Source organism: Halomonas sp. KO116, assembly GCF_000734975.2.
Lineage (GTDB): Bacteria > Pseudomonadota > Gammaproteobacteria > Pseudomonadales > Halomonadaceae > Vreelandella > Vreelandella glaciei.
Genome location: NZ_CP011052.1, coordinates 3,382,188 through 3,409,044, shown reverse-complemented (window position 1 = coordinate 3,409,044; position 26,857 = coordinate 3,382,188). Strand labels below are relative to the sequence as shown.

Below are 26,857 nucleotides of genomic sequence, written 5' to 3'. Positions count from 1 at the left end.
GGTGAGCGTTTATTTACGCTATTAGCTGGACTATTGCTGATTAATGTCTATTATTACCATCCATATGGATGGTGTATGGATTATTTCGCTGCAAAAGAGGCAATGACACATGAGCGTGCATGAACTGCGTCGTAAAAGCGGTGACTCCAGCGAGAAGATCACCATTAATCTGGGCTTGGTTGACTTAGGGCAGATCGACCTGCTGGTGCAGGAAGGGTTTTACTCCAACCGAACGGATCTAATCCGCACGGCCATTCGTAATCAACTGGCGACTCATGCGGAGGTGGTCAAGGAGACCGTGTCCCGAAAGTCGTTTGTACTCGGGCTTGAGCACTATAGCCGTGCAGATTTGGAAGCCCTGCAAGCGACAGGCGAGACGTTACAAATCCAGGTGCTGGGCATGGCCAGCATAGCCGATGACGTAACGCCTGAGCTGGCTCTCGCCACTATCGAATCCGTGGTAGTTCTGGGCGCCTTGCACGCCAGTAAAGCGGTTAAGGCCGCTCTGGCAGATCGCATCCACTAAGGGCTCAGGCTCACTCAATAAACACTGACTACGCAATCATTGAATAAGGATATTGAAAATGATCGATGCCACGATGACTAAGCGAATGGAAGAAGCGACGCGGCTAACCCGTGCGGGAAAACTGCAAGAGGCGATGGCGGTTCTCCAGGGTAGCGCACCCGAATCGAGCGGCGTTGAAACGCCGAATACATCCTACCAGGAAGGCAATACCTTCGACGGTACCTACGAGGTCATCGACGAAGAAGCCTCCGAATCAAAGCCAGAGCCTGCTGAGGCGCCAGCCGGCGCATTCTTGCCCGGCGCTATTAAGGTGCCTGCTGCATGGCGGGATAAGTGGATGAAGTTTCGCGGTGGAATGGCGCAACCCGAGCAAGCACCGAATACCAGCGAGGAGCCACAGCCCGGGGCGTTTACTGCAGGCCGGTTTACCAACCCTGTGGGTTCGCGTGATTACAAACTGTATATCCCTAGCGGCTATACTGGTCAAGCGCTGCCGCTGGTAGTGATGCTGCATGGCTGCACACAGAACCCTGATGACTTTGCTGCCGGAACCGAGATGAACCGGCTGGCCGAAGAGCAGCTGTGTTATGTGCTCTATCCAGCCCAGCCGATGACCGCTAACAGCTCGAAATGCTGGAACTGGTTCAAAGCCGAAGACCAGCAGCGCGAGGGCGGTGAACCCGCGATTATTGCGGGCATGACCCGCCAGATCATTGATACCCATGGCCTTGATGGAACCCGAATCTATGTCGCAGGCCTGTCGGCAGGCGCCGCCATGGCAACCACTCTGGCGATGACCTACCCGGATCTATTTGCGGCGGTGGGCGTGCACTCCGGGCTACCCCACGGCGTGGCCCAAAGTCTTCCTGATGCCTTAGGCGCCATGCAAGGAGGCACAGGGCCTCTTGGCGGTGGTAAAGCGAAAGGGGCCGGTTGGGCATCGGAAGTGCCCGCGATTATCTTTCATGGGGATCTTGACACCACCGTGCACCCCAGCAATGCGGATCGCGTGGCCGCCCAGTACAGCACATCGCGTCAAGAAAGTGCGACGGTAGAGCAGGGAAAGGTGGCTAATGGCCATGCCTATACGCGTACCACGCATCACAACGAGAAGGGCGAACCACACATGGAGCAGTGGCGCATTCATGGAGCTGGCCACGCCTGGTCGGGCGGCAGCGCGAAGGGAAGCTATACCGATTCCAAGGGCCCCGATGCCACCAAGGAAATGCTGCGTTTTTTCTTACAGCATCAGCAGTGTGAACGTGACATGAACTGAGGTGTGACTTGTCGGGCGGCGAAAGCCCGACGCTTCTAGCTGGTACCCCCAGCGCCGCCACGGTCGATAACCGTGGTGGCGTTCTTACTTTTCAAGCGGATACAAGGTTAAGGTGGTAAGAGTGTATGTAACAACAAAGTGCAAAATGCATTCATTATGGTGCATACAATTAATAGTGAAGGTGGTTTCACAACGCTGTTAACAAGATAACTAAAAAATAGCGCTGCTCGTTTTTCTGGAATCATATTGATTTTTTATAATTAAATCGATTTTTGGCACATTAAATGCAGTTGCTAGGGGACCCAGGCAGCCCAAAGGCTCTAACGATGAACTCGTCAATCGCCGTCCCCATCTCTCCAAACGCTAAGCTGAATGACCAAGAAATGCTCCGTCAGAGTGTGATTTCTCTGAGCGGTGTTAAAAAGGCCTTCACAAGCCCCAGCGGTGAATCAATTCCTGTTATCGAAGATATCACTTTAGACATCAAGCAAGAGGAGTTCATCAGCATCGTAGGGCCAAGCGGCTGTGGTAAGAGCACGATGTTCAATATTATCGCCAGTTTGCTCGAACCCAGCGATGGCAGTATTACCTTACGTGGTCGAGATCCAGCATGCGGTGCGCGTATTGGATATATGTTGCAGCGTGATTTGCTCTTTCCATGGCGCACCATTATCGACAACGTGTGCTTGGGGTTGGAAATTCAAGGTGTAGCCAAAGCCAAGCGTTATGCAATGGCCCGCGAACAGTTGGCTCGTTATGGTCTTGCTGATTTCGCTGATCAATACCCCAGTACGCTGTCAGGTGGTATGCGTCAGCGGGTGGCACTGATTCGTACGTTAATCACTGATCCAGACCTTATTCTGCTTGATGAACCATTCTCAGCGCTCGACTACCAGACACGTTTGGTGCTTGAAGAAGAGATCGTCTCAATTCTTAAAGAGCACCATAAAACGGTGGTGTTGATTACCCACGATATTGGCGAAGCTATTGCTATGTCAGATCGAGTGGCGGTAATGACACAACGTCCTACGTCAGTAAAGAAAATCTATGATGTAGGCCTATCCCGCGAGCTCGGTTCCTGTTTAAAAGCGCGAAGTGATACCCGTTATCAGCGCTACTTTGACAGCATTTGGGATGATTTAGATATCCAAATTTCGGGGGCCGAGCAATGAGCGAAGCACAGTTCTATACCCATACCATTCGTGCCGGGAGTATTAAAGAGAACGATGAGCAGCGCACACGAAGTAGCTTTATCACTGACAATTTATGGCGTGTGACTGGCATAGGGTTAGTGGTGGTCCTATGGCAGATAGGCGTTATGACTGACTGGATTAATCCCTTTTTGATGGGGTCCCCTGTTGGTATCGCGGGCGAAGCTTGGCGGCTGATTCAGTCTGGCCAGTTACTAAATGACACCATTGCGACGGTTTATGCCACCGTGGTGGGGTTTCTGCTAGGCAGTATTCTCGGTTCTATCAGTGGGTTGCTGCTGTGGTTCTCGCGGACTACCGCTCGTATTATTGACCCCTTCATGGTGGCACTTAACGGCCTACCCAAGATTGCTCTGGCGCCGATGATTATCATCTGGTTTGGCTCCGGCATGCTGTCCAAAATTGCTCTTGCCTTTGTGGCCACCTTTGTTGTCGCTCTGCTCTCTGCCTATCAAGGGACGCATCAAATAGATCGCAATCTTATTAACTTGATGCGCTCGATGGGTGCCAGTCGCCGTGAAGTGTTTACCAAAGTAGTTGCGCCAGCGTCGTTGCCTTGGATCATCTCTGCTTTCCGCTTAAATATTGGATTTGCCTTGATTGCTGAAATTGGCGGTGAGTTTATCTCTTCCGATCGGGGGTTGGGCCGCATGATTTTTGTCGCCGGCAACCTGTTTAATCTTAACGTCGTTTGGGTGGGCGTAATCACACTAATGATTGTGGCCATCGTGCTGTACGTCATCGTATCTCAGGTTGAGAAGCGCTTATTGCCATGGGAACAAGGCCAACGATAGATGCAGCGAAGTAGGTAGTGCATCACCACTGTTCGTCAATCGATAACCTCAAGAGGCAGACAAGATGAAATTTTCTTCCGTCTATAAGCATGCTGTTTTCGGTACTGGGCTACTCGCACTAAGCGCAGCGGCTCCGCTCCACGCCGATGATATGGACACTATTTTAATTAATGAAGCCTTCCATTCGCTGCTCTATTTACCAGTCTATGTCGCTAAACATGAAGGCATTTTCAATAATCATAATATTGATGTGCCAGTGGTGCGCTCAGCGGGATCGGGACCTGCTGCGTTAGCATCAGTATTAGCGGGAGAATCACAGTTTTCAGTTCATGGTCCTGAGCACGTTGGTTTTGCTCAGGAGCAGGGGGGCAGCGGAAAAGCCATCAGTGCCGTAGCCAACAGTGCGCCTGTATGGGTTTTGGCTCATCCAGATCTCGACTACGACTCTCCTGCGGATTTGGCAGGCAAAGAGGTGGTCGTTGGGTTGGCGCCTGGTACCTCGAATACACTGATACGCAGATTGATCGCCGATGCAGGTCTTGAAGGGGAAGTGGATGTCACCGAAGTACAGAATGGCTCTGAGTTGGGCCCTGTGCTCTCAGGGCGCGGTGATATTGCGGTTGCTTATCAGCCACAGGTTGAGCAAGGCATATCTCAAGGTTTGGAGATTATTCATGCTTTTACCGATGACTATCCTGAGTATGCCTTTTCAACTATTAACACTTCTCAAGAGATGATTGATGAAAACCCTGATTTAGTAAAACGATTTGTGATGTCGATTAATGATTCACTGGCGTTGATTCACTCTGATGCCGACATTGCAAAAGCAGTCGCGCGGCTTGAATTTGGTGACTTGCAAGGAGAGGTGGTGGATGCGGCCGTCCAGCGTATGATTGAAAATAGTGTCTACCCTGAAAGCGTAATGATTACTGAAGATGCTTTTACCAACGCGATTGAAATGCAGCAGTTCGTAGGCAATATTAAAGGCGAGATGTACTACGAGGATATTGTGGACGCCTCATTTGCCAATGAAGTAGTCCAATAGTTTTATTATTTATAAAAAGGATAGGGGCAATCAAGTAGTGCTAGCGTAGTGCCACTTGATTTGTTTACAGGTGTGAATTGTTAGTCATAGTCTTTGATAGTTTTACAGGAGAGTGTTGTGACCCTTGATCCCCATTTGACCATCGAGAACTATCAAACTGCTTTAAAAGAGGGCAGTGCCGAGCCTTATGACTGGTGGCATTACTGCGCGGCCTGTATAGAAAAACGCGAGCCCGAGGTACAAGCCTGGGAGGCGCTGGCACCACGCTTGCCAGCGTTGCCTTCAGAGGTAGATGTTGGCAGCGTGCCACTATATGGAGTGCCGGTAGGTATTAAGGACATTATCGACACCACGGATATGCCCATTACCTGGGGCACTCGCGGTTATCTTAGCTCTCCTGGTGCACAACTAAATGCCGCGCTGGTCACGCTGTTGGAGGAAAACGGGGCATTGATCATGGGTAAAACGGTGTCCACGGAGTTCGCCTATTTTACGCCGGGCAAGACCCATAATCCCCATGACCCGACGCGCACCCCCGGAGGTTCTTCAAGCGGTTCGGCTGCGGCCGTGGCGGCTGGGATGGTGCCGCTGGCGTTTGGTACACAAACGGCGGGTAGCATGATTCGGCCAGCGAGTTATTGTGGCGTGTTTGGCTTTAAACCCACCTTTGGCACGCTTAGCTGTGACGGTGTTAAACCCTTTGCAGCCTCATTAGACACGTTAGGCTGGTTTGCCCGCCATATCGACGATGTCTGTACGACATTCTCGGCGCTGACCAAGGCGCCCCCCATCCCCGCGCTGGATAACCTCAAAGGCGTTCGCGTCGGTATACGTAGCTTGCCGGTGGATGAACCACTGGCACCGGATGTTAAGCAAGCCCTGGCAAATGCCCAAGAACGCTTTGAAAACGCGGGGGCTGAGATAGTGCCATTAAGCCTGGATGCGCGCTATGAAGCGCTAGTGGAGCACCAAAAAGTAGTCATGGCTTATGAGGCATCTCAAGCACTGGCGAGTGAATATCACCACTACGCTGCGCAGATGGGTATCAAGCTGGTTGAGCTAATCGAGGAGGGTAGGGCGACAAGCTTTGAACGCTATATTGAAGCCAAGCGCGCCACCAGTCAGATGCAGCAGACGCTCTCGCAGGTATTTAGCGAGCAGGTAGATATCATCCTCGCCGCTAGTGCTCAAGGCGAAGCGCCGAAAGGCCTCGATGCAACTGGCGACCCGATTTACTGTCGGGCATGGACACTGTTGGGAGTGCCGTGCCTCAATTTACCGTCGAGCCAAGGTAGTGCCGGCATGCCGGTCGGTGTCCAGATAATCGCCGACCGCTGGCAGGATAAGAAGCTTTTACAGGTCGCACGTACGTTGATGAAGATGAGCTAATCCTCACCCGCACAATCGAAACAACAACGGCGCCCTAGGGCGCCGTCAAGACTGCTGAAAAAGCACTGGCTTTTACAAGCGCTTTACTTTTATTGGCACGAGCTAAAAGATCCTTCCCCCACCACTTTGAGCTTGATATGAACCGTCCCCGTTACACTGAAGAATTCAAATTCGAAGCCGTTAAACAGGGGGAATAGCGCGGCCATCGCATTGCAGCAGTCTCTGAGCGTTTAGGCGTGACAGGCCACAGCTTGTAACACTGGATCAAACGCTACAATAAGCCGGTAGAGCAGCAGCAAGAAGATGACGATCTCCAGCGGAAAATCGTCTTTTGAAGGCTGAGCTAGTACGCATATCAGAAGAGCGAGATATATTAAAAAAGGCTACCGTCGGAATGCCGCCCAGAACTTCGCCAGGGAATCCGACTGAGGTACGCGTTTATTCAAAAGCATGCGAGCCAATATCCGGAACGTCGCTTGTGTCAGATGATGGCTGTGCATCCCAGCGGTTACTACTCATGGTGTAAAAAGCGATTTCTAATCGAGCTCGGGAAGATAAGCGCCTGCAGGGATTGATCAAGCATTCCTGGCTTGAGAGCGGTGGTGTATACAGGGCTATCGCAAGATCCATCAAGATTTGCGTGAGGCTGGTGAAACCTGTGACAAACACCGTGTGGCCCGTCTAATGAGTAGGGAAGGCCTACGTTCTCATACAGGCTATCAACGACGCCCTGGCTGCTATGGTGGTTTAAAACCGGCTGTTGTATCACCCAACCATTTAGATCGTCAGTTTATAGTAACAGTGCCAAATGTTGCTTGCGTGACGGACATTACGTACCTCCGAACCTACGAAGGCTGGCTTTACTTAGCGGTAGTTATCGATCTGTTTTCTCGTCAAGTGGTTGGCTGGTCGATGAAGTCTCGTATGACCACGGAGTTGGTGCTTGATACTTTGTTATCAGCAGTCTGGCGACGCAAACCACAAGGATCTGTGATGGTACATTCGGATCAAGGAAGCCAATTCAGCAGCGGATATTGGCAAAGTTTTCTGAAAGCCAATCACTGGGTGGGCAGCATGAGTCGTTCAGCCAACAAAGTAGCCCTGGAATGCAAAATGCAAATTCAATAGCTATAAATCTGAACGCCATTTACAGTGATTATTCGCGATGACTATTTGTTACAGTGAAACTAATGCCAGCCAACAGGGTGCTGACTTCCCAGCATCCTGCCATAAAAATCGTCTCTACGGTCCCTGAGGGGTTGGTTGTATTCGTTCCAGTTTCGCTTTCGCCGGGCGTCAGCAAGGTTCAGATCGGCATATATTATTTCCTCTTTGTCCGGGCTGGCTGGGCCGCCAATTGGCCAACCCGTATAGCTGACAATCAGGCTTTGGCCAATGAATGGTTGCCCGCGCTCGGTACCGACTCTATCCGCTGCAGCGATGAAAACAGAGTTGCTATGTGCTGATGCCATACACAGAATGTTCGCCATGGCTTCCCGGTCTGGATCCTGGCCGGGAATCGGTACCCAGTTGGTAGGAATGCATATGATGTCTGCACCCTGGAGGGCCGCGATCCGAGAACTTTCAGGGAACCAGAGGTCGTAGCAAATGCAGCTGGCGAGGCGTCCCAAGGGGGTATGCCAAACGGGGAAACCTAGATTGCCAGGTTCAAAAAATAGATTCTCTTCATTCCAAAGATGCATCTTGCGGAAGGTGCCTACATGGCCATTTGGGCCGAAGCACACAGAGGCATTGTAAAGTCTGTCTCCATCTCGTTCTGCCATGCCTGCGATAATCCAGCAGTTATGCTCTTTACATAATTTCATCCAGGCGACTGACGCAGGGCCAGTACCGACTACTTCTGCGCATGAAAAGGCTTCCTCTCTCGATTTGAATACATACCCTGAATTGGCTAATTCAGGCAGTACAATAAGTCTGGCTCCCTGATTAACTACGGCCTCCTCAATAAGTGCGATACTTTTATTTATGTTGCCTGAGATATCCCCTACATGAGGCTCCATCTGTATGCAGGCAACTCTTACCAAGGATTCCTGTCTGTTATTTCGACCGTTGCTCATTTATTTTTCCCGTTTGGCTAAATTTAATTGAACCCAACTGGCTTATCTTCAGCATGTGGGTGCTCTGCCTCAAAAGCAGCGGCAAATGTAAGCACTTTTCGTTCGGACAGGGGAGGGCCTGCAATCTGTAGCCCTATTGGTAGACCCTTTCCGTCAAACCCCGAAGGCACACTAATTGCCGGCATGCCGGTTAGGTTGAAGGGGTAGGTAAAGCGCCATGAAGCGGCGAGGACACTTTCTAGGGAACCTTCAATATCTAATTCCCATTGGCCTGAGTTCCATGCGGTGATTGGGCTAGTTGGAGAGATTACCAAATCCACCGTATTGAAGATTCTTGCGAAATCCTTACATAGCTCAGAGCGTAGCTGTTCCGCATGTAGGTAATCCACAGCGGAAACCAGTCTACCCATTTCTACTAGATCTCGTACGTCACTTTGGAAGCCGCTTGTCAAGCCACTCTGTAACGCCTGTTCATGATAAGCTGAGGATGACGCTAATTCGATGGCGAAAATTGCTCCCAAGCCATAGTCTAGATTAGGGACATCGAATTCCTGAATCTCCACCCCCTTGTGTTTTAGCCACTCTTGTACCGTGGCAAAGTTGTCTGCCACGTCAGCGGAGATGCGCTCCGAGAAATGATTGCGGATCACTCCTATGCGAAAGCCTTTTATTGTGGGGTTAGCTGACGGTTGATATCTGATCTCTGGAGCACTCAATGAGGCAGGGTCATCGGCATCACTTCCCACCAACGCTTCGAGAATCAGGGCTGCATCGGTTACCGTTCGGGTTAGAGGTCCGGCATGGTCTAATGACCAGCTATGCGGAACAATCCCCGTTCGACCAACTAATCCGAAGGTAGGCTTGAGCCCCACAGTGCCGCATAGAGTGGCAGGAATGCGCACTGAACCACCGGTGTCGCTGCCCATGGCCGCGCTACAGAGCCCAGCTGCTACGGCTGCGGCAGAGCCGCCACTGGAACCTCCGGGAACGCACTGAGTATTCCAAGGGTTTCGGGTTGGTGGAGTGATATTACCCCATGCGAACTCGTGCATCCGAGTCTTACCCAGGATGATGGCCCCAGCTTTGCGCAGCTTAGCCACCACATGGCTGTCTGTCTCAGGAAAAGATATCTCAGCGACGTCAGTGCCTGCCCGTGTGGGCATATTATGAGTCAGGTAGTTATCTTTGACTGAAATACAGGCGCCTGCCAAGGGGCCGAGCTTTTCCCCCCTGGCGAGCGCTTTGTCGATTGCCGCGGCTTCTTCCAGTGCGGAGTTGCTAAGAGTTACATGGGTTGCTAACTGACTGTCATAAGCTTCAAGACGCTCGGTGTAGGCAAGGACAAGATCACGTGCGGAGAGGTCGCCGCTGGCTATTGCCGCCACTTGTTGGTGCAACGGCCAGTAGCTAGGAGAGTTACTCATTGTTTTTATCCTCTGCGCTATAGGCGGCTAGTGGGCTAAAATGGACAGCTGGGTAGGTTGAATTGAGATTAAGCGTGCGCAGTTTTTCAATCTCGTTCAGGATTGGTCGGTAAGCGTTTATAACATGCTCTAAGCGCTCGTCGTCTAGTTGAATTCCGGCAAGAGTACGTACAGTGTCCATAAGCAAGCTTCCATAGTGGCGTTTGAAAGTTGGGATCCGCATCATCTCGGCGAATAATTTTCGAACTATAAGTAATGCATCACTTGTATCAATTTATGTTTTCGCAAAGTCAGTTGTAGGAAAGAGAAAACATAAGTTCATCGGTTAATCTGATATATGTGATCAACCACCTTTTTAGTTGATTCAACACAGCAGTAAATGCCTTCTAGTATCTCCACAGATGCTTGATGCAACGACTCGTGGAAAGCTGCACAGGCATCCGTAACCAGTACCACGTCATATCCACGGTCGGCTGCATCTCTGACAGCAGTATCAACACACTGGTTGGTTAGTACACCAGTTATAATTAAGTTATCTATTTTGAGATTTCTTAATTTCTGGTCTATATTTGAACCATTAAAGACCCCTGAGCAGGTCTTCTTGAAAACCATTTCATCATGCATCGGTCTTAATTCTTCAATCACTTCACCCTCTTTAGAGTTGGGGCTAGCATGAAGGTTTGCTTTTTTATGTTCTTTGCTTCTGTCACGCCCGTCCTTTGTCATAGATTCAATGGTACAATAAATTACTTCCAGGCCATTTTCGCGACATGCTTTCAGTAAGAGTTGTATGTTTTTAATGGCTACCTTGAGGCGGTCTTCATAATATTTTGTGTCAATTCCATGCTGTTTTGCAATTTGGATAAGCCCATATTCAGGGTGAGCGTCTAAATACTGCATATCAACAATTAAAATTGCAGAGTTGTTGTTATGCAGTTGAGCCATCTTTAGGGGTGAAAGTATTTGTTTTAGTGGGTCGGCTACGAGGCTCATGCGTCCAGTCCTTGATGTAAATAATGTTATTATTAAAGAGTAATATGCGCATATAAGTTTCGCTAAATTATATGCCGAGATTTCAGATAGCTGCCTATGAAAACTTTAAGATGTTTAATTACTCTCGGTGAACACTAGAACATCGCATTAGGTATTGATACCTTTCGCTCCGCCTTTTCTTGGCAGCCTAAAAGCTGAAGTAGACGAACAGGGATGTAGTCAATAGCGCCAATATCCCTAGCTTTTTGAATTACACGTAGGGGTAGTGGGTCTTCGTTAATTGATTCGTTACGGCCTAGGAGGCCGTCGTCCGGCAGGAGATGGGAAAAGATGCGTAGAGTATTCATTAACGAGTCTCCTTTCGATGTGGGGGTGATCAGACGCGCATCATCTCGGTCAGTGCTAGCTCGTTGTCAGCCCCATCATCTAGCTGCATTTCTTGCACGATGCGGCCAATCTCCAGTAACGCCACCGAATGAGCAACGCGAGTGACCAATCGTACATTCTGCTCCACTAAAAGAACGCTAGTATTTTCTTTCGCCGCCACCTGTCCGAGAACCTGCGTGATATTCTCCACCATAGTGGGTTGCAGCCCCTCGCTGATCTCGTCTACCAGCATCAGCTTGGGATCGCTCATGAGTGCCCGGGCCATCAGCAACATCTTTTGCTCGCCACCACTTAAGGTGCCTGCAAATTGCTTGCGTCGTTGGGGGATAATAGGGAAATAGGCAGCAACCTTTTCCATACCGCTTGGCAGCAAGCGATCACTCGGCAGGCCAAGGCGGAGATTTTCCTCTACGGTCAGATCCTGGAAAATGGCGGCTTCCTGAGGAATGTAGGCGATGCCACGCCTTGCGAGCACTTGAGGCTCTAAGCCGCCTATGGGCTGATCAGCATAATAGATTTCCCCATTTATGGGTTTAAGAAAGCCCATAATGGTCTTTAGCAAGGTGCTTTTGCCCATGCCATTCTTGCCTAGAATGCCGAAGACTTGGCCCTCGGTGATTTGAATGTTGATATTGTCGATGACAGTCGCATCATCGTAGCCGCTACTCAGTTGACGGCACTCCAGGACAGTAGCTTTATCGGATTTCTTCGTATTTTCGCTCATTCGACATGCCCCGAATAAATCTCTTGTACTAGGTCAGAGTTGACTACCTCCTGAACCTCGCCATCTAAGACCAGTTCCCCGCGGTGAAGCACTACTAGCCGCGAGCAGACCTGTTTGACGAAATCAAAATCGTGTTCAATTAGCACGATAGCGAGACCGAGTCTAGTCTGTAAATCCGTAAGAATGTTGCCAATCATGAGGCGGTCTGCTTTTGTCAGTCCGGCCGTAGGCTCATCAAGCAGCAGTACGTTTGGCTCTAAAGAAAGTACCATCGTCAGCTCTAAGGCACGCTTCATGCCGTGAGGGAGGTTGTTTACTTTTCCGTCCAGCTGTGAAGTCAATCCAGTGCTCTCTAAAACCTCCATCGCAGCGGTGGGTAGCCCGATGCGGTCTGCCGTATCAGTTTTTGATGGCTGCCAATGTCGGTAGCGAGCAAGACGCAAACACTCGGACACGCTAAGACTTTCAAATAAGCTAGTATTTTGGAAGCTTCGCCCAAGCCCCAGTGTCGTAATGGCTGCGGGTGATTTTTGGCCAATATCCTTGCCGTTGACCTTGATGACTCCACTGCTGCGCTCCAGCCCATCGCTGATACAGCGCATTAGTGTTGTCTTACCTGCGCCATTGGGGCCTACAATACCCACAAGCTCTCCCGGCATTACGGCAATATCGATGCCCTGCAATACCTTCAAGTGTCCGTAGCGCTTGGTAACACTGCTCAAATCAAGTGCGGGCTGGCTCATGTTGGCTGGAAAGGTCTTAATGTCACTCTCAGCAAGCGGGTAGAATGTGATTGCTCCCTTACCTTTAGCAGCTTTAGCCAAACGAGATGGTAGCTTTTTCGACAGTGTCCGCCAGATTGGAGGAAGCAGCCCTTCTGGCATAATTACGATAACTACAACGAATATGGTCCCGATGATGATGGTCCATACAAACGGTAGAATGCTACTGATATAGGCACTAGCCCACTCCAGCCCAATAGTGCCTATGACGGGCCCCAGGACCGTGCCGCGTCCACCTAGGGCGACGTAGATCACCAATTCGGTACCAAAGACGAAGCCGGCATGTTCTGGCGCAACAATAGTGCCCACACAGGCATAAATGAAACCTGCCATTGAAGCCAGCGCAGCCATGGCCATCATCAGAGTGATCTTTATGTGACTTGTTGGGATGCCTAGGTAACGGTTGCGTGTTTCGTTATCACGTATTGCATTTAGCATGCGGCCGTAATCACTGCGGATGAAAACCCAGGCGCAAGCCGTCAGCAAAACCATCAGGGTACCGGTAAACCAGAACCAGCCACTCATGGATAATGATGGCGCATCAAAACCTACTAGCCCGCTACTGGAGCCGGTGAAAGAGCCTCCAGAATAGATTAACTGCACCACGACTATCGGCAATACAAGTGTGACTACCGCCACATAAAGTGAGGTTGCACCTTGCCAGAAGGCTAGCCAGCCTACAAAGGCAGCAACCAGCATAGATACGGTAATTGCCGCCAACAAGGCAAACAATACTGTCCCTGCTGTGTAGCCGACATGGGTAAACATGAGTCCGGCTGCATAGGCGCCGATGCCGAAAAACGCGCCTTGAGCGAAAGTCAGGATCCCGGTTGTGCCCCATAGCAGATCTACGGTTAAGGCAGTCACTGCTAGCAGGAAAGCTCTTACCAGGACACTCTGAGTATAGGGATCCAGAACAAACGGGCCGATGAGAACGACTATCAAGGCCAGGGCCGTCAATATACACACTGCTCTGAAGCGAACATGAAGTGGCAGAACAAGATAACCGTGGTCGGCTTCAACGCCGCCGATAAACCTAGTCATATGCAAACCCCTTGGGACGAAGCCTTAACAGGAGGGCGGCCAGGACGGCGATTGTCAAACCACCTATGATTGGGTTGATGTAGGTACTTGCCAGCACTTGGGCGCCCCCAAGCACTAGGCAGGCAATAGCCAAGGCAAGGAATGAATTGCCGGATACCAGAACCAGCATAAAGGCGCTAACTAGCCATGGCAGCCCCATGTTGGGGTCTACGCTGGACAATGGCGTTATAAAAGCACCCGCTAGACAGGCCAGGCCAGCCCCAAATGAAAAAGTGATCAGGCGTACACGCGAGCTATTGATTCCCAGACCACGCGCCAAGGGTTCATTCATGATGACAGCGCGGGTTTGCAAACCAATGCGAGTACCCTTCAGAAGCAGCCACATGGCTGCAGCTACCAGCACTGCGAAGATAATCAAGAGTAGTCGGTATTGCGAATAAAAAGCGCCTAGCAGCTCCACGGCCCCAGACACTGGTCTATCGGCAAACTGCACCTCGCGACCGAAGGCGATGATGATCAACTGTCCTAGAACGATACCAAGTCCCCAAGTCGCCAAGATGGCATCTAAGGGGCGATGGTAAAGAAAACGCAGTATAGCGCGCTCTATGAATGCGCCGAGTAGGCAACCGACCACAAAGGCCAACGGCATGCTAAACCAAGGGTCCCAGTCGAATCGAGTCACCACCAATGATGAATAACCGCCAATGGTGAGGAATACACCATGTGCGAAATTAATGACTTTCATCACACCAAAGATAATGAGTAAACCAGAAGATATAATGAAGAGGATCGCTGCGGTGGTAATGATATCAAGAAACAGATAATTCACTTTTTTTGTTCCTTGCTGGCGACCACCACACAGTCACCCAAACCTCGGGGTTAGCTGGTTGTGACGGTCGCGTGGGCTAAAGCGTGATTAGCTGGTCGGGCACTGCTCGCCGGGATCTACGCCCTCGAATATTTCTACCACTTCTACACTACCGTCACCTTGGACCCGGCCGAGATGCGTAGTGAGTGGCGCATGGCGTTGAGCGTTCATCTGCACGGTCCCACGAGGACCGTCATATGAGACTTCCGCCAGTGCTTCGATAACCGCGTCAGCATCCGTGGTGCCAGCCATTTCTACAGCGGCTTTGTAGAGATAAATGGCATCGTACTGTGGTACAGAAAGGTCGTTTGGGGTGCGAAGATCGCTCCCGAAGTGAGTTTCTATACGCTCAAGGAAGTCTCTATTAGCCGCGCTATCAATGGCCGTAAGATAAGAGGCTGAAATATAGATTCCCTCAGCGTCCTCGCCCATACTCTGTGCGGTTAACTCATCTACGCTCAGATTGCCCACCAATGCTTGCATACCTGCCGCCTTGTACTGGCGCTGCAAGGTAACATTTGGTGCTCCTCCGGCGGTGGACATGATGACTGCATCGGGATTATTACGACGCATCTGACTGATGATGGATGTCCAGTCGGTTGCGTCCATAGGTTGATACTCCTCAGCGACAACTTCTCCTCCACGCTCTTCAATATAACTGCGCGTAAACTCAAGCATGCCTCGCCCAAAAGCGTAGTCACTGCCTACTAGGAAGAAGCGTTCTGAACCTTCTTCATCCATGAAATAGTCCACGATAGGACCTACCATCTGCTCTGGTACAGCACCGTTGGCATACAGGTAAGGGCTGCAGGAACGACCTTCGTATAGCGAGGTATATATGTAAGGCACTTGATGTCGTTCGACGATGGGAATGCCAGCATTCCGAGCGGCACTGGTTTCCATAGTGATTATAGCGTCAGCATTTCGGTTACTGATCAGGTCGTCAAAAGCGCGTTGAGCACCGGAAGCACCACTGCCATCATCTGCAATTTCCAAAACTACTTGGCGTCCTAAAATACCACCGCTGTCATTTATCTCCGCTACCGCCAGTTCAGAGGACTGAACCACTGCGGGTGCTACGGTGCTGTTTGCTCCACTTAGACCCGTCGGGACGCCGATTATTATTGGTTCGGAAGCCGTAGCCGATGATGTGATCGCCGATAGGCAGGCTGCACCTGCCATCGCGGCAACTTTTTTAGAAATATTCATGCATGTTTCTCCAACTTTTTTGTTTAAGAACGTGGTGAAGGCATCAATAGTCTATTGATCAAAAAGGTAGCAATTTCCGGAATACTGTTAATATTCTGCAAAAGTCAGTCCATTTTTTAAAAAAAATATTTAAAACAGTTATTTGAGTTTGATTGTTTGCATTAGAAAAGAATATTGTATTCATATTGAGATTTTATTTGCTCCATATTGAGGCAAAATTCATCATTAGCCATCCGAGTTTTCTCTAATAGAGGTATTACGACAAAATAATTATTTCCTGCAGACTTCGCTGATTGAGTAGGGAGGGATGATGAGTATTAATTTATTTTTAGAAGCTAAGCGTGCTACCCAATAGATGTGCCAGGCGCTCTCAGATTTTCAGGCCTACCCTCTCCCCGTTATTGGTTGGCCGTTTGTAAATTTGCTGTTAAGCCAACGTGGCGTATGAAAGCCATTAAGAAAAATTAGTCGTAGGATGAGAAGCGTGTTTTAGTTGTAAGCGCCCATAAATCGGCACCTACAGCCACGCCCTGAAATTGCCCACACTGATTTCCTCATAAACACCAGGAGGAATCAGCATGACACACGCCGAACGCAAACGTCTCTGGCAGCAGCATATCGAGGACTGGCAGGCGTCGGGTTTGTCCGGCATGGCCTACTGCCAGCAGCAATCACTGACTTATTGCCGCTTTGTTTACTGGCGCAAAAAGCTGGCCGAACCGGAGACAGCGGTTCCGGAGCAACCCGTGTCGTCGCCTGGGTTTGCCAAGGTATCGGCAGTGCCTGGTCCGGAGTCGTCAGAAGGATTAACGGTGTCATTGCCCGGCGGCGTCTCGATCACCGGCCTGCACGCTGGCAATGTGGAGTTGCTCGGTGCCGTGCTGAGGCAACTGTAATGCGCCACCGCTATCTGCGCCCCTCCTGGGACCTGCCGGAGATATACCTGTATCGACAGCCTGTCGATTTCCGCAAGCAGGCCAATGGGCTGGCGCTGATTGTCGAGCAGGAGCTGGGGCACAGCCCGTTCTCCGGCGCGCTTTATGCGTTCACCAACCGGCAGCGCAACAAGATTAAGTGTCTGATGTGGGAAGACAACGGCTTTGTGCTTTACTACAAGTCTCTGGCCGAGGAAAAATTTAAATGGCCGGGCCCGTCGGATGAGCTGATGCCGCTGAACGGCGAGCAGATCAACTGGTTGCTGGACGGCTACGACATCACCCTGCTGCAGGGCCATAAAACCCTGCATTATGAGAGCGTTGGGTAGCACTTTTTAAGTGTGTCAGGGCGTTGTTTTTGCTATCATTTCGCCATGAAAACAATGCCTGATAACACGCCCAAAACACCCGATTTCAGCGGTCTCTCGCCCGCTGAAATGGCGGCGGTTATCAACGATTTGCAGGAACAACTGGCCGCGAAAGAAGCGGCTCTGCAGAGTCAGTTGCAGCAGCATGATGAGGCCCTCCGGCGTCGCGACAATTACATCGCCATTCTCGAAGAGCTGCTGCGTCACAAGAAGATCCAGCAGTTCGCCGCAAGCAGTGAAAAACAGCCCAACCAGATCGTGTTGTTCGATGAAGCCGAGCTGGAAGTGGCGATTGACGAACTACGCGACGAACTCCCTGACGATGTGGAAGAAGCCGATGCGCCGCCTCGCTCCCGCAAGCGCCGCCAACGCGGCTTCTCCGACACGCTTTTGCGTGAGCGTATTGAGCTGACCCTCAGCGACGACGAGAAAGCCGGCGCCAGCAAGACCTTCTTCACCAAAGTGAAAGAAGAGCTGGAGTATATCCCGGCCCAACTGAAAGTCCTGGAGTACTGGCAGGAAAAGGCGGTGTTCGAACAAGACGGCCAAGAGCATGTCATTGCGGCCGCCCGGTCCAAGCACCCACTGGGCAAGTGCATTGCCACACCGTCACTACTGGCTTACCTGATCACCTCCAAGTACGCCGATGGCCTGCCACTGTACCGGCAGGAGCAGATGTTCAAGCGCCTGGGTCATGACCTGAGCCGCACCAGCATGGCCCACTGGATCATCCGCCTGAACGACGTGTTCAAACCGCTGATGACCCTGATACGTGAAACCCAGAACGGCAGTGACTACCTGCAGGCCGATGAAACCCGGATCCAGGTGCTCAAGGAGGATGGCAAAAAAGCCCAATCGGACAAGTGGATGTGGGTGACCCGGGGTGGTCCACCGGGAAAACCCTCGGTGCTGTTCGAGTATGATCCATCACGAGGTGGCAAGGTGCCGGTGCGCCTGCTGGATGACTTCCAGGGCATCCTGCAAGCCGATGGCTATTCCGGCTATGGACAAGTCTGCCGTGAAAACGGCCTGACCCGCATCGGTTGTTGGGACCATGCCCGACGCAAGTTCGTGGAAGCCTCCCGGGCCGCGCCAGCCAAGGGCAAAAAAGGCCAGCCATCGAAAGCCGATGTGGCCCTCAGCCACATCCGCAAACTGTACGCCGTCGAGAAAGCCGCGAACGAACTGAGCGACGCCGAGCGCTATCGCGTGCGCCAGGAAAAAAGCCTGCCGCTGCTGAATGCCTTCAAGGCCTGGCTGGATAAAAACACCAGCAAAGTACTGAAGGGCTCGCTCACCCGCAAGGCGATGGATTACACCCTGAACCAGTGGGATACCCTGGTGGGCTACTGTGAACGTGGCGACCTGAAAATCAGCAACGCGGGTGCCGAGAATGCCATCCGCCCGTTCGCTCTGGGAAGAAAAGCCTGGCTGTTCGCCGATACCTCGCAGGGCGCGAAAGCCAGCGCCACCTGTTACTCGCTGATCGAAACGGCCAAGGCCAACGGACTGGAGCCGTCGGCTTACATCCATCATGTGCTGACGCACATCGCCGATGCAGTTACCCTCGAACAACTCGAAACGCTCTTACCCTGGAATGCAGAGCTGCCAGCTTTAAAAAATGTGGCTCAATACGGTTAGGGCAAGTGGGTCGGTTTAATGGCGCTTACTTTTAGTTCGCCCGCAACATGAGTAAGGCTGAGTAGATAACTTATGCCCGCACAAAAACAACAACGGCGCCCAAAGGGCGCCGTTGTTAACGATTACTAATGGTTTAGTGAGGACTAAACTGCTGGCTTTGCTACCAGCGAGCGGGTCTCTTCGCGGGCTTCGGTCAAGATGACGCGAAGCGGGTCGCCTAGCTTGTAACGCTCTTCGCCTTCTATCTGGATACGTCCCTCTTTATCATCAATCACCACTTTGCTGCGGTCACTGTGCATTAAAGGGGCTGGAACAAAGGCGGTCGCGCCATTTTCCAGCAGACGAACGCGCATACCGCCACGGTTGATGGCCATGATTTCGGCCTCAAACGTATCCTGGTTCTGCGCGGCGGGTGTTAGGTAGCGCACGTAGAGCCAATCTTTCACATCGCGCTCGGCCATACGATTCAGGCGGCGACGCTCCGTCAACTGCTCGGTGAGCTGCTGGGTAGCTTCGGCGGGCGCCTGTTCGCCTTTCAGCACGCGTTTGATCAGGCGGTGGTTGACCATATCGCCATACTTACGGATTGGCGAGGTCCAGGTGGCGTAGGCGGCCAGACCCAAACCAAAGTGCGGGCCAGGCTGTGCGGACATCATGGTGAAGCCCTGGAAGCGGCGTAGGCGCGCATCCAGCCAAGCGTCGTCGCGGCTTTCCAGTGCACGCTTCAGCTCGGTGTAGCGGGCAAGCTCAGTCAGCGCTTCGCGTTCGACCACAATCTCCTGGCCTGCCAGGAATTCCTGGGCAGCTTCGGCTTTCTCTGGCTCGAAGGCGCGATGCACGTTAAAGATACCGTGACCGATATGCTGGGCCAGGAAATCCGCGCAGCAGGCGTTAGCCACAATCATCGACTCTTCGATCATGCGGTTGGCAATGCGGCGCTCTTCGGTGCGCACGGCCAATACGTTGCCAGCGGGATCGAGATCAAACACGTAGTCAGGGCGGTCTTTAAACACCAACGCGTGTTCGTTGCGCCAGGCGGTACGTGCCTCGGTCAAATCACGCAGCGCGGTGAGCTGCTCGGCAATCTCATCTGTGGGCGCCCAGTCGCCTTGACCTTCGATCCAGTCGGAGACGTTGTCATAAACAAGCTTGGCGTGAGACTTAACGTTCGCCGCAAAAAAACGATACTCGCCCAGGCTGCCGTCGGCATTGATATTCAGCGTACAGGCCAGCGCGGGGCGATCCTTGCCTTCCCATAGCGAGCAGAGATCATCCGCTAGCTGCTCGGGCAGCATGGTGACGTTCTGACCGGGCAGGTAAACGGTGAAAGCACGGGTGCGGGCTTCTAAATCAGCCGCATGGCCCTCTTCCACATAAGCGGTGGGGTCGGCAATCGCGACACTCAACTGCCAGCCGCCTTCAGCGCGAGGTGTGATGTGCAGCGCATCGTCCATATCGCGGGTCTTCTCGCCATCGATGGTGAAGAAGGGCGTGGCGGTTAAATCTTCGCGAGCCAGGCCTTCATCCATCAGCGGCCAGTCGGTGCCTGCATCGGGGCACTCTTGCTCCAGCGCATGGCGGGCAAGCGTGACGCGCCATGGTACCGCCGGATCATCACTTTTAGCGACCAGCTCATCAATCTGGGCAAAGAAAGCGCGGTCATCGGCTTTTAGCGGATGACGCACCAAGCGGGCAACGACCCAGTCGCCGTCAGCAATGGTGTCTTCATCAAGGCTGTTCTTAATCCGTGCCTTGATCACATTTTTAATCGACGGATGGTCGGGTACGACGGACAGGCGGCCTTCGCGCTTCTGCACGCGGGAAACAAACCGATCCAGCCCCGCTTCAATCAGCTTTTCAGGCTCAACGGATTTTTTGTCACCGTTCTCGTGGATAACCGCTTCCACACGATCACCATGAAGCACTAACTTCATGGCGGGCGGCGGCACGAAATAGGATTCACCGTCGTCAGTTTCGAGAAATCCGAAACCTTTGTCGGTGGCTTTGATCACCCCTTCAGCACGGGGGGTGGTTTGACGAATCTGTTGCTTGAGCTGGGCAAGCATGGCGTTATTCTGAAGCATGAGCTCAATCAGTTGGCGAGAGTTAGGGTGCCACTATACGGATTCCCGCTTGCCACGCCAATTGCCGCCATGCGAAGTCGGCCCTAATGTTAGCGTTGGTAACGGCACGTCAAAGGCTTACATGCGTCCAAAAGAATCGGTTAAGCTAAACGCCCATGGATATGGAGCGCGTTATGACACCCCGCCTGATTGTTTCTGACCTGGATGGCACTCTTTTAGGAAGCGACCATACCCTGCACGAAAGCACGGTTGAAGTGCTGCGGGTGCTGGCGAAGCAAGGCCACCATGTCGCGCTTGCCTCGGGGCGCCACTATCACGATATGAAGGTATTTCGCGATCAGTTGGATATACCAGCGCACTTGATCAGTACCAACGGCGCCTATGTGCACGACCCGAAAGGCACCTTGCTGGCCGCTACTCATGTTGACCCTGAGCATGCAAAAACGTTGATAAATCTCCCGCGTCCGCCTCAGGTGCGCTTGAACCTCTACCGTGAAAGCGGCTGGCATATTGATGCCGAAGCCCCACATCTATTATCTCTTCACGCCTCTACCGGGTTTAGTTATGACGTCGTGCCGCCTGATCAGATGGACATTAACGGCGTGGGTAAAGTGCTTTATCTAGGCGACCCGGAGGCGCTGAAACAGCTGGAAGAGCAGGCTCATAAGGCCCATGGCGCTGCGCTGCATATCACCTACTCGACGATTGACTCCCTGGAGATCATGGCCGGTGGGGTCAACAAAGGTGTGGCGCTGTCATCACTGCTTGAACGGCTGGGCTTAACGCCCGCAGATTGCCTAGCATTTGGCGACAATCTTAACGATACCGAAATGCTCGTTTTAGCCGGGGAAGCCCAGGTAATGGCCAACGCCCACCTTGATCTATTCGACCGTATAAAAGGCGCCGAGCGTATCGGTCATCACGGTGAAGCGGCTGTTGCCGAATGGTTGAAAAAACGGTTTGGACTGTAACGCTTACCTCAACCAGCCTAGTAGACAGCTGTTCGCGTTAGGTAGGGCGCTCCACTTCACCTTTATCTAGCTACTATAAAAGATAATAACTTAGTGGACGCTTTTCACGATGACAATCACGCTTGCTACCATTGTCGCCGATGATGGGTTGGACGATCTTGAGCTACTGGCGATTTACCCAGGTCAGCAACTAACTCACATACCTTTATCAATAAGGTAGCCCCAAGTACTGAAGTTGTTCTATGAGCCTCGGTAAATTATAGATAGCTCCGATAACAAGCGATATAGATTGTTTGAGCGAACTTGACTGGATGACAAAATGACAACGCAATTGGACTCTGATCGAGCACTGGAGAACGAAACAAAGGACAAATTTGGTTTTGCTGGTATGGCAGAGAGGCTGGCTCCTTCACTCGTTGAGGCATCGAAAGGTGATGGCATAGTCATTGGATTGGAGGGGAAGTGGGGTTCAGGTAAGACTTCGCTTCTAAATTTTCTTCGGCATGAGCTTGTTGCCGCTCAAGATGAGGAAATTTATACCATCACAATTGCCCCTTGGTTAAATGGAGATACATCATCATTAGTAGCTTCATTGTTGGAGCCGATGAGTGGGATATTAAATAAGAAAGAATATGAGATAGCTCAAGCTCATAGCGGGCAGGCCAGAGAAACAAGGGAAAGGATGGCTGAAGTCAGTCAATTGCTCCGTAACTACGGCCCAAAGACAGCGCGAAGAGCCGCATCAATTGCAAATGTTGTAGGGTACCTTGTCCCAGGAGCTCAGCTTGTTGGCGGTGCGCTTGAAGCAGGTGCAAACGCGGCAGAACAGGTGTTGCCGACAGAAAAGACACCTTCAGAACTAAAGCAAGAAATAGGGCAAAAAATCCGAGATTTGGATATTGGGTTTGTTGTCATCCTAGATGATCTTGATCGTCTTGAACCGGCACAAGCAGTTGAGGTAGTGCGCTTAGTTCGTTCTGTCGCTGATTTTCCAAGAGTTGCTTATTTAATGTGCTATGACCGGGAAGTATTGGCACAAGCACTTAAAACCGGCCTGAAAATAGATGATGGTGATCTTTTCTTACAAAAAATTGTGCAACTCACATTCAGTATACCACTTCCAGAGCCATTTGATCTTCGAACACAATTCTTAGAGGAAGCGCAATTAATCTATGAAGAAGTGATGGGTAACAAGATCGCAGGTGAGTTACTTGTTGACTTGAAAACTGCTGTTGACCGGCAAGGAAGCAAGCTATCTACTCCACGTGAAGTAAAGCTCGCTCTGAACGGTATTCGTTTTGTGTTTCCTCAGATTAAAGACGATGTATATTTTCCTGATTTCTGTCGCCTACATTTGATCAAAACTACACATTATAAATTGTATCAATGGTTGGAGTCATACCTGTCTGTACGTTCAGTTTTAGTGACCGGTGATGCAACTGTTGCAAGTGATGAAAGAGCTGAAATGGGTAAAGTTCTAAAAAAACTTTTACCGTCAGAGGGCGTTGGTTCAGCTCAGTCAATTTGGAGCTTGCAACGATTTGTTCCCGGTGTGTCTAACCAAAAAAAGCCTGAAGAGAGTGTTTTTAATCGAGCTGGCACCATGTCGGTTTCAAAGACCATAAGCTTAAAAAGGCTAGGTAGCCCGCTACATTATAGGTTTTATTTCGCTCTCACTGGCCCAAAGACTGTCATGTCTGATAATGATTTCAATAGCCTTTTAGAGTTGGCAAGATCTGATGTTGAAAAACTGGTATCACGCCTTTCTGAAGAAGTTGAAAAACGGCGGGGCTCTGGTAAAACTTGGTTTGAGCATGTGTTAGATAGACTGGATGATGGGTGCATATCAAATCTTGATGAGAAGCAGTTGGAGGGGTTCCTTCTAGCATTTGCCGATATGATGGACACTGCAATTTCTGTTGGGAATAATCAAGATTTCTTCTTTGTTACAGTAGATCAGGCCGCTGATTCTGCTGCACAGTGTTGTCTTAGGTTTTGTACGAAAAGTCGGCGAGCGAAGACTAGACAAGGCAAAATTAACGAGAAAGCGGAGTTTACGAGGTGTAAATGAGCATTTCGAGGCGATTTTTAACGCCGTATTGTCGAGCGCAGGCAGTTTTCGTACAAAGCCTAGTCGGTTACAAGTCTTAAACCCTGATAAGCAAGCTGAAACTGTTCGAAAAATCGCAAGTGACGGAAAAGCCATAAACTGGTTAGTTGGCTATTTTTTTCGAAACCAGCTTTTTCGCCACGGTAAGGTAGGCGATAAGGCTGAGCATCCAGATCAATGGGAAATTTCGGAAAAGGTGCTTGATCAAGCAATCGAAATTCTGAGAGAGCGCGTTCGTCAGCCAGATATTAAAGAGATCATACCAAGCTTGCCTGATGTTTCAGCCTATCTATATGGCTGGATTAACATATCTGAAAATGATGATGCCGTCGCGTGGGTACAAAAATACTGCGAAAGTGACGAAGGATTTCTCAAAATTTTGGATCACCTTAGAGGCTGGGCGATGAGTGATAGGGTTTATTATCCTCTGTCAGCCGAATCCGTTTCACGATTTCTTGACTGGAACGAAACCACTATGCGTTTGAAACAGTTGAAAGATGGTGAATTCAGTGAAAAAGTTGCTGAGCTGGAAATGGCAATTAAGCAGTCCCGACACTAATTTCTAACTTATACGTTCAATTGATGTTACTGCGAAGCCTGCATTGCCGCATGGTTAAAAACGCGGTTTGATATCCTGAATTCATTTTAAATTGCGACACTAATGCAACCTTGGTCGTAGCGGTATTGCTACTGCCTAGCCCCTCGACCATCATCAAGGCCCAATAAAGACAACAATGTAGGGCTGAACCCGCTGCGATGACGACAACCCCTGCTACTTTGATTGTGGTCGACGATGACCCGGAAATTTGTGAACTGCTCGCTGACTACCTGGGGCGGCACGGTTACCGGGTATTGACGGCGGATGGTGCCCAAGCGCTGCATTCGCTGCGCGCTGAACATACCCCCGACTTGCTGATAGTCGATTTAATGCTCCCCGGTGATGACGGCTTTACCATCTGCCGCGACGTCCGAAAGCACAGCGATGTGCCGATTATCATGTTGACCGCCAGTGCCGATGAGACCGACCGTATTCTAGGCCTTGAACTGGGTGCGGATGACTACTTGGGCAAGCCGTTTAATCCCCGCGAACTGCTGGCGCGCATCAAAGCGGTGCTCCGCCGTACCCGCAGTGCTCCGCCAGCGTTGCCCGCCGGGCAGGCGCGCTGGGTCACTTTCGGCAATTGGCAGCTCGACCGTATGACTCGCGAGCTGATTGACCTGGAGGGCGAGCGCGCCGCGCTGTCTGGGGCTGATTTTCAGCTATTGCAGGTGTTTTTAGAGCATCCGGCGAAGGTGCTCACTCGGGATGATCTCTACGCGCTTACCCGTGGGCGGGACGCGCCGCCGCTTGATCGCTCCATTGATGTCCACGTTTGCCGCCTGCGCCAACGGCTGGGGGAAGATGCTCAGCACTCGCAGTTAATTCGAACGGTGCGCGGGGCAGGCTATGTGTTAACCGCTCAGGTCGATGCATTAACGTGAAACAAGTGGGCTGGGCCGAGACCAGGCGGCGTTTATCCAGACGAGTAGCCCGCTGGCTGCCGGCGTCGCTGCGCGGGCGCTTCGTGATCATCATGATCGCCGGAGTGCTGGTCGCCCAAGGGGCCAGTTACGCGATCTGGACTTCTCAGGTGCGCTCCAGCCACTTGGCTCAGTTGGATGAGCTGTCCACCAATATGGCGTTTAGCATCGCCTCCACCATGAAGTTTTTCCGCTCACTGCCCGTTGACTACCGCCACATCGTGCTGGATCAGCTGCGTAATATGGGCGGCACGCGCTTTTTTGTCAGCGTCAACGAACGCAGGCTCACTATCGACGATATCGGCTCGGGGCCGGAAAAAGAGGTGGTGGTAAACAACGTGCGTTCGGTGCTCACCCAGCAGCTCAATATTAACGATGTGATTGTCGAGTTCTCCCGCCCGGAAAACCTGCGGGTGCTTAATAACGAAGTGCTGCTTTACGACCTGCCGCCCCGCTGGGGGCAGCACAGCCTGCTGATGGAGCCACTCTCCCCACCGATTTTAGTGGTTCAACTGGAGCTTGCCCCGGACACCTGGCTGTATGTCGCCACGCTGCTAGGCGTACCGGATATTTTCAGCGGCTATCGCTGGCTTTCTGAGGAGCGTTTGCTGGTCGGGTTACTGGTGCTGCTGAGTGTGCTGGCGCTTTCGCTATTGGGCATAACCAGCGTGACCCGGCCATTGGCGCGGCTTTCACGGGCAGCGAATCAGTTGGGCGATGATTTGGATATGCCGCCGCTAAAAGAGAGCGGCCCCAAAGAGGTCGCTGCCACTGCGGCGGCGTTCAACCGTATGCAGCGGCGCATCCGCGAGCAGATTGAGGAGCGCGAGCGGCTGTTTTCGGCGATTTCCCATGATTTAAAGACCCCCTTAACCCGCATGCGCCTGCGCGCTGAAATGCTCGAAGACGACTATCAGCGCGAGCGTTTTTGCGCCTCACTGGATGAGCTGGATAGTTTGGTTAAAGGCGCCTTGGCCTCAGTGAAAGGCTTGGATCTGCACGAAGAGCCCGCGCCCGTTGATCTAACGAACATGGTCGAAGAGCTGGCCGAGGAGCTTAGCCTTCAAGGCGGTAAGGTCACTATCGAGACTAAAAGCGGTAACCCTATTCCACCGCTGATTGCCAAACCGCTGGCGCTTAAGCGCTGCCTGGCAAACCTGCTTGAGAACGCGGTGTTCTATGGAAAGCAGGCCGATGTGCAGCTAATCGATCACGGCAATGTTGTCACCATGCGTATTCGTGACCACGGCCCAGGTATACCCGAAGAGCAGCTGGGGCGGGTGTTTTCGCCCTTTGTGCGCTTAGAACCCTCACGCAGTCGACATACTGGTGGTAGTGGCCTCGGGTTGGGCATTGCCCGGCATATTGCCCGTGCCCATGGCGGCGATATCACGCTCGCCAACCATGCTGATGGTGGGCTGGTGGTGACTCTCTCGCTACCCCGCCAGGAAACTATTACAGGTTTGTAATAAAACCC

At 51.6% G+C, this 26,857-nt stretch carries 23 protein-coding genes and 1 pseudogene; 15 read left to right on the top strand and 9 right to left on the bottom strand.

Features of this window, described 5'->3' with window-relative positions:
• The first annotated feature begins 109 nt into the window (after nucleotides 1-109).
• The 7 genes and pseudogenes from KO116_RS15700 to KO116_RS25855 form a co-directional block, all read left to right on the top strand.
• Complete coding sequence (locus tag KO116_RS15700) at nucleotides 110-526, top strand: CopG family transcriptional regulator (protein WP_035563075.1); 417 nt, start codon at nucleotides 110-112, stop codon at nucleotides 524-526.
• 58 nt (nucleotides 527-584) lie between these two features.
• On the top strand, nucleotides 585-1,802 hold the full coding sequence (locus tag KO116_RS15695; protein WP_035563078.1) for an extracellular catalytic domain type 1 short-chain-length polyhydroxyalkanoate depolymerase: 1,218 nt from the start codon (nucleotides 585-587) through the stop codon (nucleotides 1,800-1,802).
• Nucleotides 1,803-2,128: 326 nt separating this feature from the next.
• Entirely contained in the window at nucleotides 2,129-2,974 is an 846-nt protein-coding gene (locus tag KO116_RS15690) for an ABC transporter ATP-binding protein (protein WP_082072613.1), read from the top strand.
• Entirely contained in the window at nucleotides 2,971-3,807 is an 837-nt protein-coding gene (locus KO116_RS15685; protein WP_035563081.1) for an ABC transporter permease, read from the top strand. Before KO116_RS15690 ends, KO116_RS15685 begins: the two co-directional genes overlap by 4 nt.
• Before the next feature lie 64 nt (nucleotides 3,808-3,871).
• On the top strand, nucleotides 3,872-4,852 hold the full coding sequence (locus KO116_RS15680) for an ABC transporter substrate-binding protein (protein WP_035563085.1): 981 nt from the start codon (nucleotides 3,872-3,874) through the stop codon (nucleotides 4,850-4,852).
• Between the two features lie 117 nt (nucleotides 4,853-4,969).
• Nucleotides 4,970-6,241 carry an amidase gene (locus KO116_RS15675; RefSeq protein ID WP_035563088.1) on the top strand — a complete coding sequence of 424 codons (1,272 nt, stop codon included), beginning with the start codon at nucleotides 4,970-4,972 and terminating at the stop codon, nucleotides 6,239-6,241.
• 137 nt (nucleotides 6,242-6,378) lie between these two features.
• Nucleotides 6,379-7,333: pseudogene (locus tag KO116_RS25855) on the top strand (IS3 family transposase); the annotation flags it as partial.
• Nucleotides 7,334-7,428: 95 nt separating this feature from the next.
• Here the strand turns inward: KO116_RS25855 and KO116_RS15665 are convergent.
• The 8 genes from KO116_RS15665 to KO116_RS15625 all read right to left on the bottom strand — a co-directional run bounded on the left by KO116_RS15665 (nucleotide 7,429) and on the right by KO116_RS15625 (nucleotide 15,750).
• Nucleotides 7,429-8,319, bottom strand: a complete 891-nt coding sequence (locus KO116_RS15665; RefSeq protein ID WP_082072611.1) for a nitrilase family protein — start codon at nucleotides 8,317-8,319, stop codon at nucleotides 7,429-7,431.
• Between the two features lie 23 nt (nucleotides 8,320-8,342).
• Nucleotides 8,343-9,743, bottom strand: coding sequence for an amidase (locus tag KO116_RS15660; RefSeq protein ID WP_045812152.1), 1,401 nt, complete (start codon nucleotides 9,741-9,743; stop codon nucleotides 8,343-8,345).
• Between the two features lie 318 nt (nucleotides 9,744-10,061).
• Nucleotides 10,062-10,736, bottom strand: a complete 675-nt coding sequence (locus KO116_RS15650) for a cysteine hydrolase family protein (RefSeq protein WP_035563093.1) — start codon at nucleotides 10,734-10,736, stop codon at nucleotides 10,062-10,064.
• A gap of 134 nt (nucleotides 10,737-10,870) precedes the next feature.
• Complete coding sequence (locus tag KO116_RS15645; RefSeq protein WP_035563096.1) at nucleotides 10,871-11,083, bottom strand: hypothetical protein; 213 nt, start codon at nucleotides 11,081-11,083, stop codon at nucleotides 10,871-10,873.
• Between the two features lie 29 nt (nucleotides 11,084-11,112).
• Nucleotides 11,113-11,847, bottom strand: a complete 735-nt coding sequence (locus tag KO116_RS15640; RefSeq protein ID WP_045812151.1) for an ABC transporter ATP-binding protein — start codon at nucleotides 11,845-11,847, stop codon at nucleotides 11,113-11,115.
• Nucleotides 11,844-13,673: a branched-chain amino acid ABC transporter ATP-binding protein/permease gene (locus tag KO116_RS15635; protein ID WP_082072610.1), complete on the bottom strand. Its 1,830-nt coding sequence runs from the start codon at nucleotides 13,671-13,673 to the stop codon at nucleotides 11,844-11,846. Before KO116_RS15635 ends, KO116_RS15640 begins: the two co-directional genes overlap by 4 nt.
• Nucleotides 13,666-14,502, bottom strand: coding sequence for a branched-chain amino acid ABC transporter permease (locus KO116_RS15630; protein WP_035563099.1), 837 nt, complete (start codon nucleotides 14,500-14,502; stop codon nucleotides 13,666-13,668). Before KO116_RS15630 ends, KO116_RS15635 begins: the two co-directional genes overlap by 8 nt.
• An 87-nt stretch (nucleotides 14,503-14,589) precedes the next feature.
• On the bottom strand, nucleotides 14,590-15,750 hold the full coding sequence (locus KO116_RS15625; protein ID WP_200897103.1) for a substrate-binding protein: 1,161 nt from the start codon (nucleotides 15,748-15,750) through the stop codon (nucleotides 14,590-14,592).
• A 578-nt stretch (nucleotides 15,751-16,328) separates the two neighbouring features.
• Here KO116_RS15625 and tnpA point away from each other — a divergent pair.
• From tnpA to tnpC, 3 genes are read left to right on the top strand one after another with little or no spacing between them, the layout of a single operon-like run.
• Complete coding sequence (tnpA, locus tag KO116_RS15620) at nucleotides 16,329-16,646, top strand: IS66 family insertion sequence element accessory protein TnpA (protein WP_035565170.1); 318 nt, start codon at nucleotides 16,329-16,331, stop codon at nucleotides 16,644-16,646.
• Complete coding sequence (gene tnpB, locus KO116_RS15615; RefSeq protein WP_035565167.1) at nucleotides 16,646-17,014, top strand: IS66 family insertion sequence element accessory protein TnpB; 369 nt, start codon at nucleotides 16,646-16,648, stop codon at nucleotides 17,012-17,014. The genes tnpA and tnpB overlap by 1 nt, the downstream gene beginning before the upstream one ends.
• Before the next feature lie 45 nt (nucleotides 17,015-17,059).
• Nucleotides 17,060-18,694 (top strand): IS66 family transposase, encoded by a 1,635-nt coding sequence (gene tnpC, locus KO116_RS15610; protein WP_035565164.1) that lies wholly within the window; start codon nucleotides 17,060-17,062, stop codon nucleotides 18,692-18,694.
• A gap of 143 nt (nucleotides 18,695-18,837) precedes the next feature.
• Here the strand turns inward: tnpC and KO116_RS15605 are convergent, their stop codons facing one another.
• Nucleotides 18,838-20,778: an exoribonuclease II gene (locus KO116_RS15605; RefSeq protein ID WP_035555970.1), complete on the bottom strand. Its 1,941-nt coding sequence runs from the start codon at nucleotides 20,776-20,778 to the stop codon at nucleotides 18,838-18,840.
• Nucleotides 20,779-20,951: 173 nt separating this feature from the next.
• On the opposite strand from KO116_RS15605, the gene KO116_RS15600 reads away from it, so the two are divergent.
• The 5 genes from KO116_RS15600 to KO116_RS15580 all read left to right on the top strand — a co-directional run bounded on the left by KO116_RS15600 (nucleotide 20,952) and on the right by KO116_RS15580 (nucleotide 26,849).
• Nucleotides 20,952-21,749 carry a Cof-type HAD-IIB family hydrolase gene (locus tag KO116_RS15600; protein ID WP_035555967.1) on the top strand — a complete coding sequence of 266 codons (798 nt, stop codon included), beginning with the start codon at nucleotides 20,952-20,954 and terminating at the stop codon, nucleotides 21,747-21,749.
• A 319-nt stretch (nucleotides 21,750-22,068) separates the two neighbouring features.
• The gene (locus KO116_RS15595; RefSeq protein ID WP_082072609.1) at nucleotides 22,069-23,820 is read left to right on the top strand and encodes a KAP family P-loop NTPase fold protein; all 1,752 of its coding nucleotides are present in this window, start codon (nucleotides 22,069-22,071) and stop codon (nucleotides 23,818-23,820) included.
• A 28-nt stretch (nucleotides 23,821-23,848) separates the two neighbouring features.
• Complete coding sequence (locus KO116_RS15590; RefSeq protein ID WP_035555965.1) at nucleotides 23,849-24,418, top strand: hypothetical protein; 570 nt, start codon at nucleotides 23,849-23,851, stop codon at nucleotides 24,416-24,418.
• A gap of 197 nt (nucleotides 24,419-24,615) precedes the next feature.
• A complete protein-coding gene (locus tag KO116_RS15585) occupies nucleotides 24,616-25,341 on the top strand; it encodes a response regulator (RefSeq protein WP_035555963.1) in 726 nt (241 codons plus the stop codon).
• Complete coding sequence (locus KO116_RS15580; protein WP_035555961.1) at nucleotides 25,338-26,849, top strand: ATP-binding protein; 1,512 nt, start codon at nucleotides 25,338-25,340, stop codon at nucleotides 26,847-26,849. The genes KO116_RS15585 and KO116_RS15580 overlap by 4 nt, the downstream gene beginning before the upstream one ends.
• The last annotated feature ends 8 nt before the right edge of the window (nucleotides 26,850-26,857 follow it).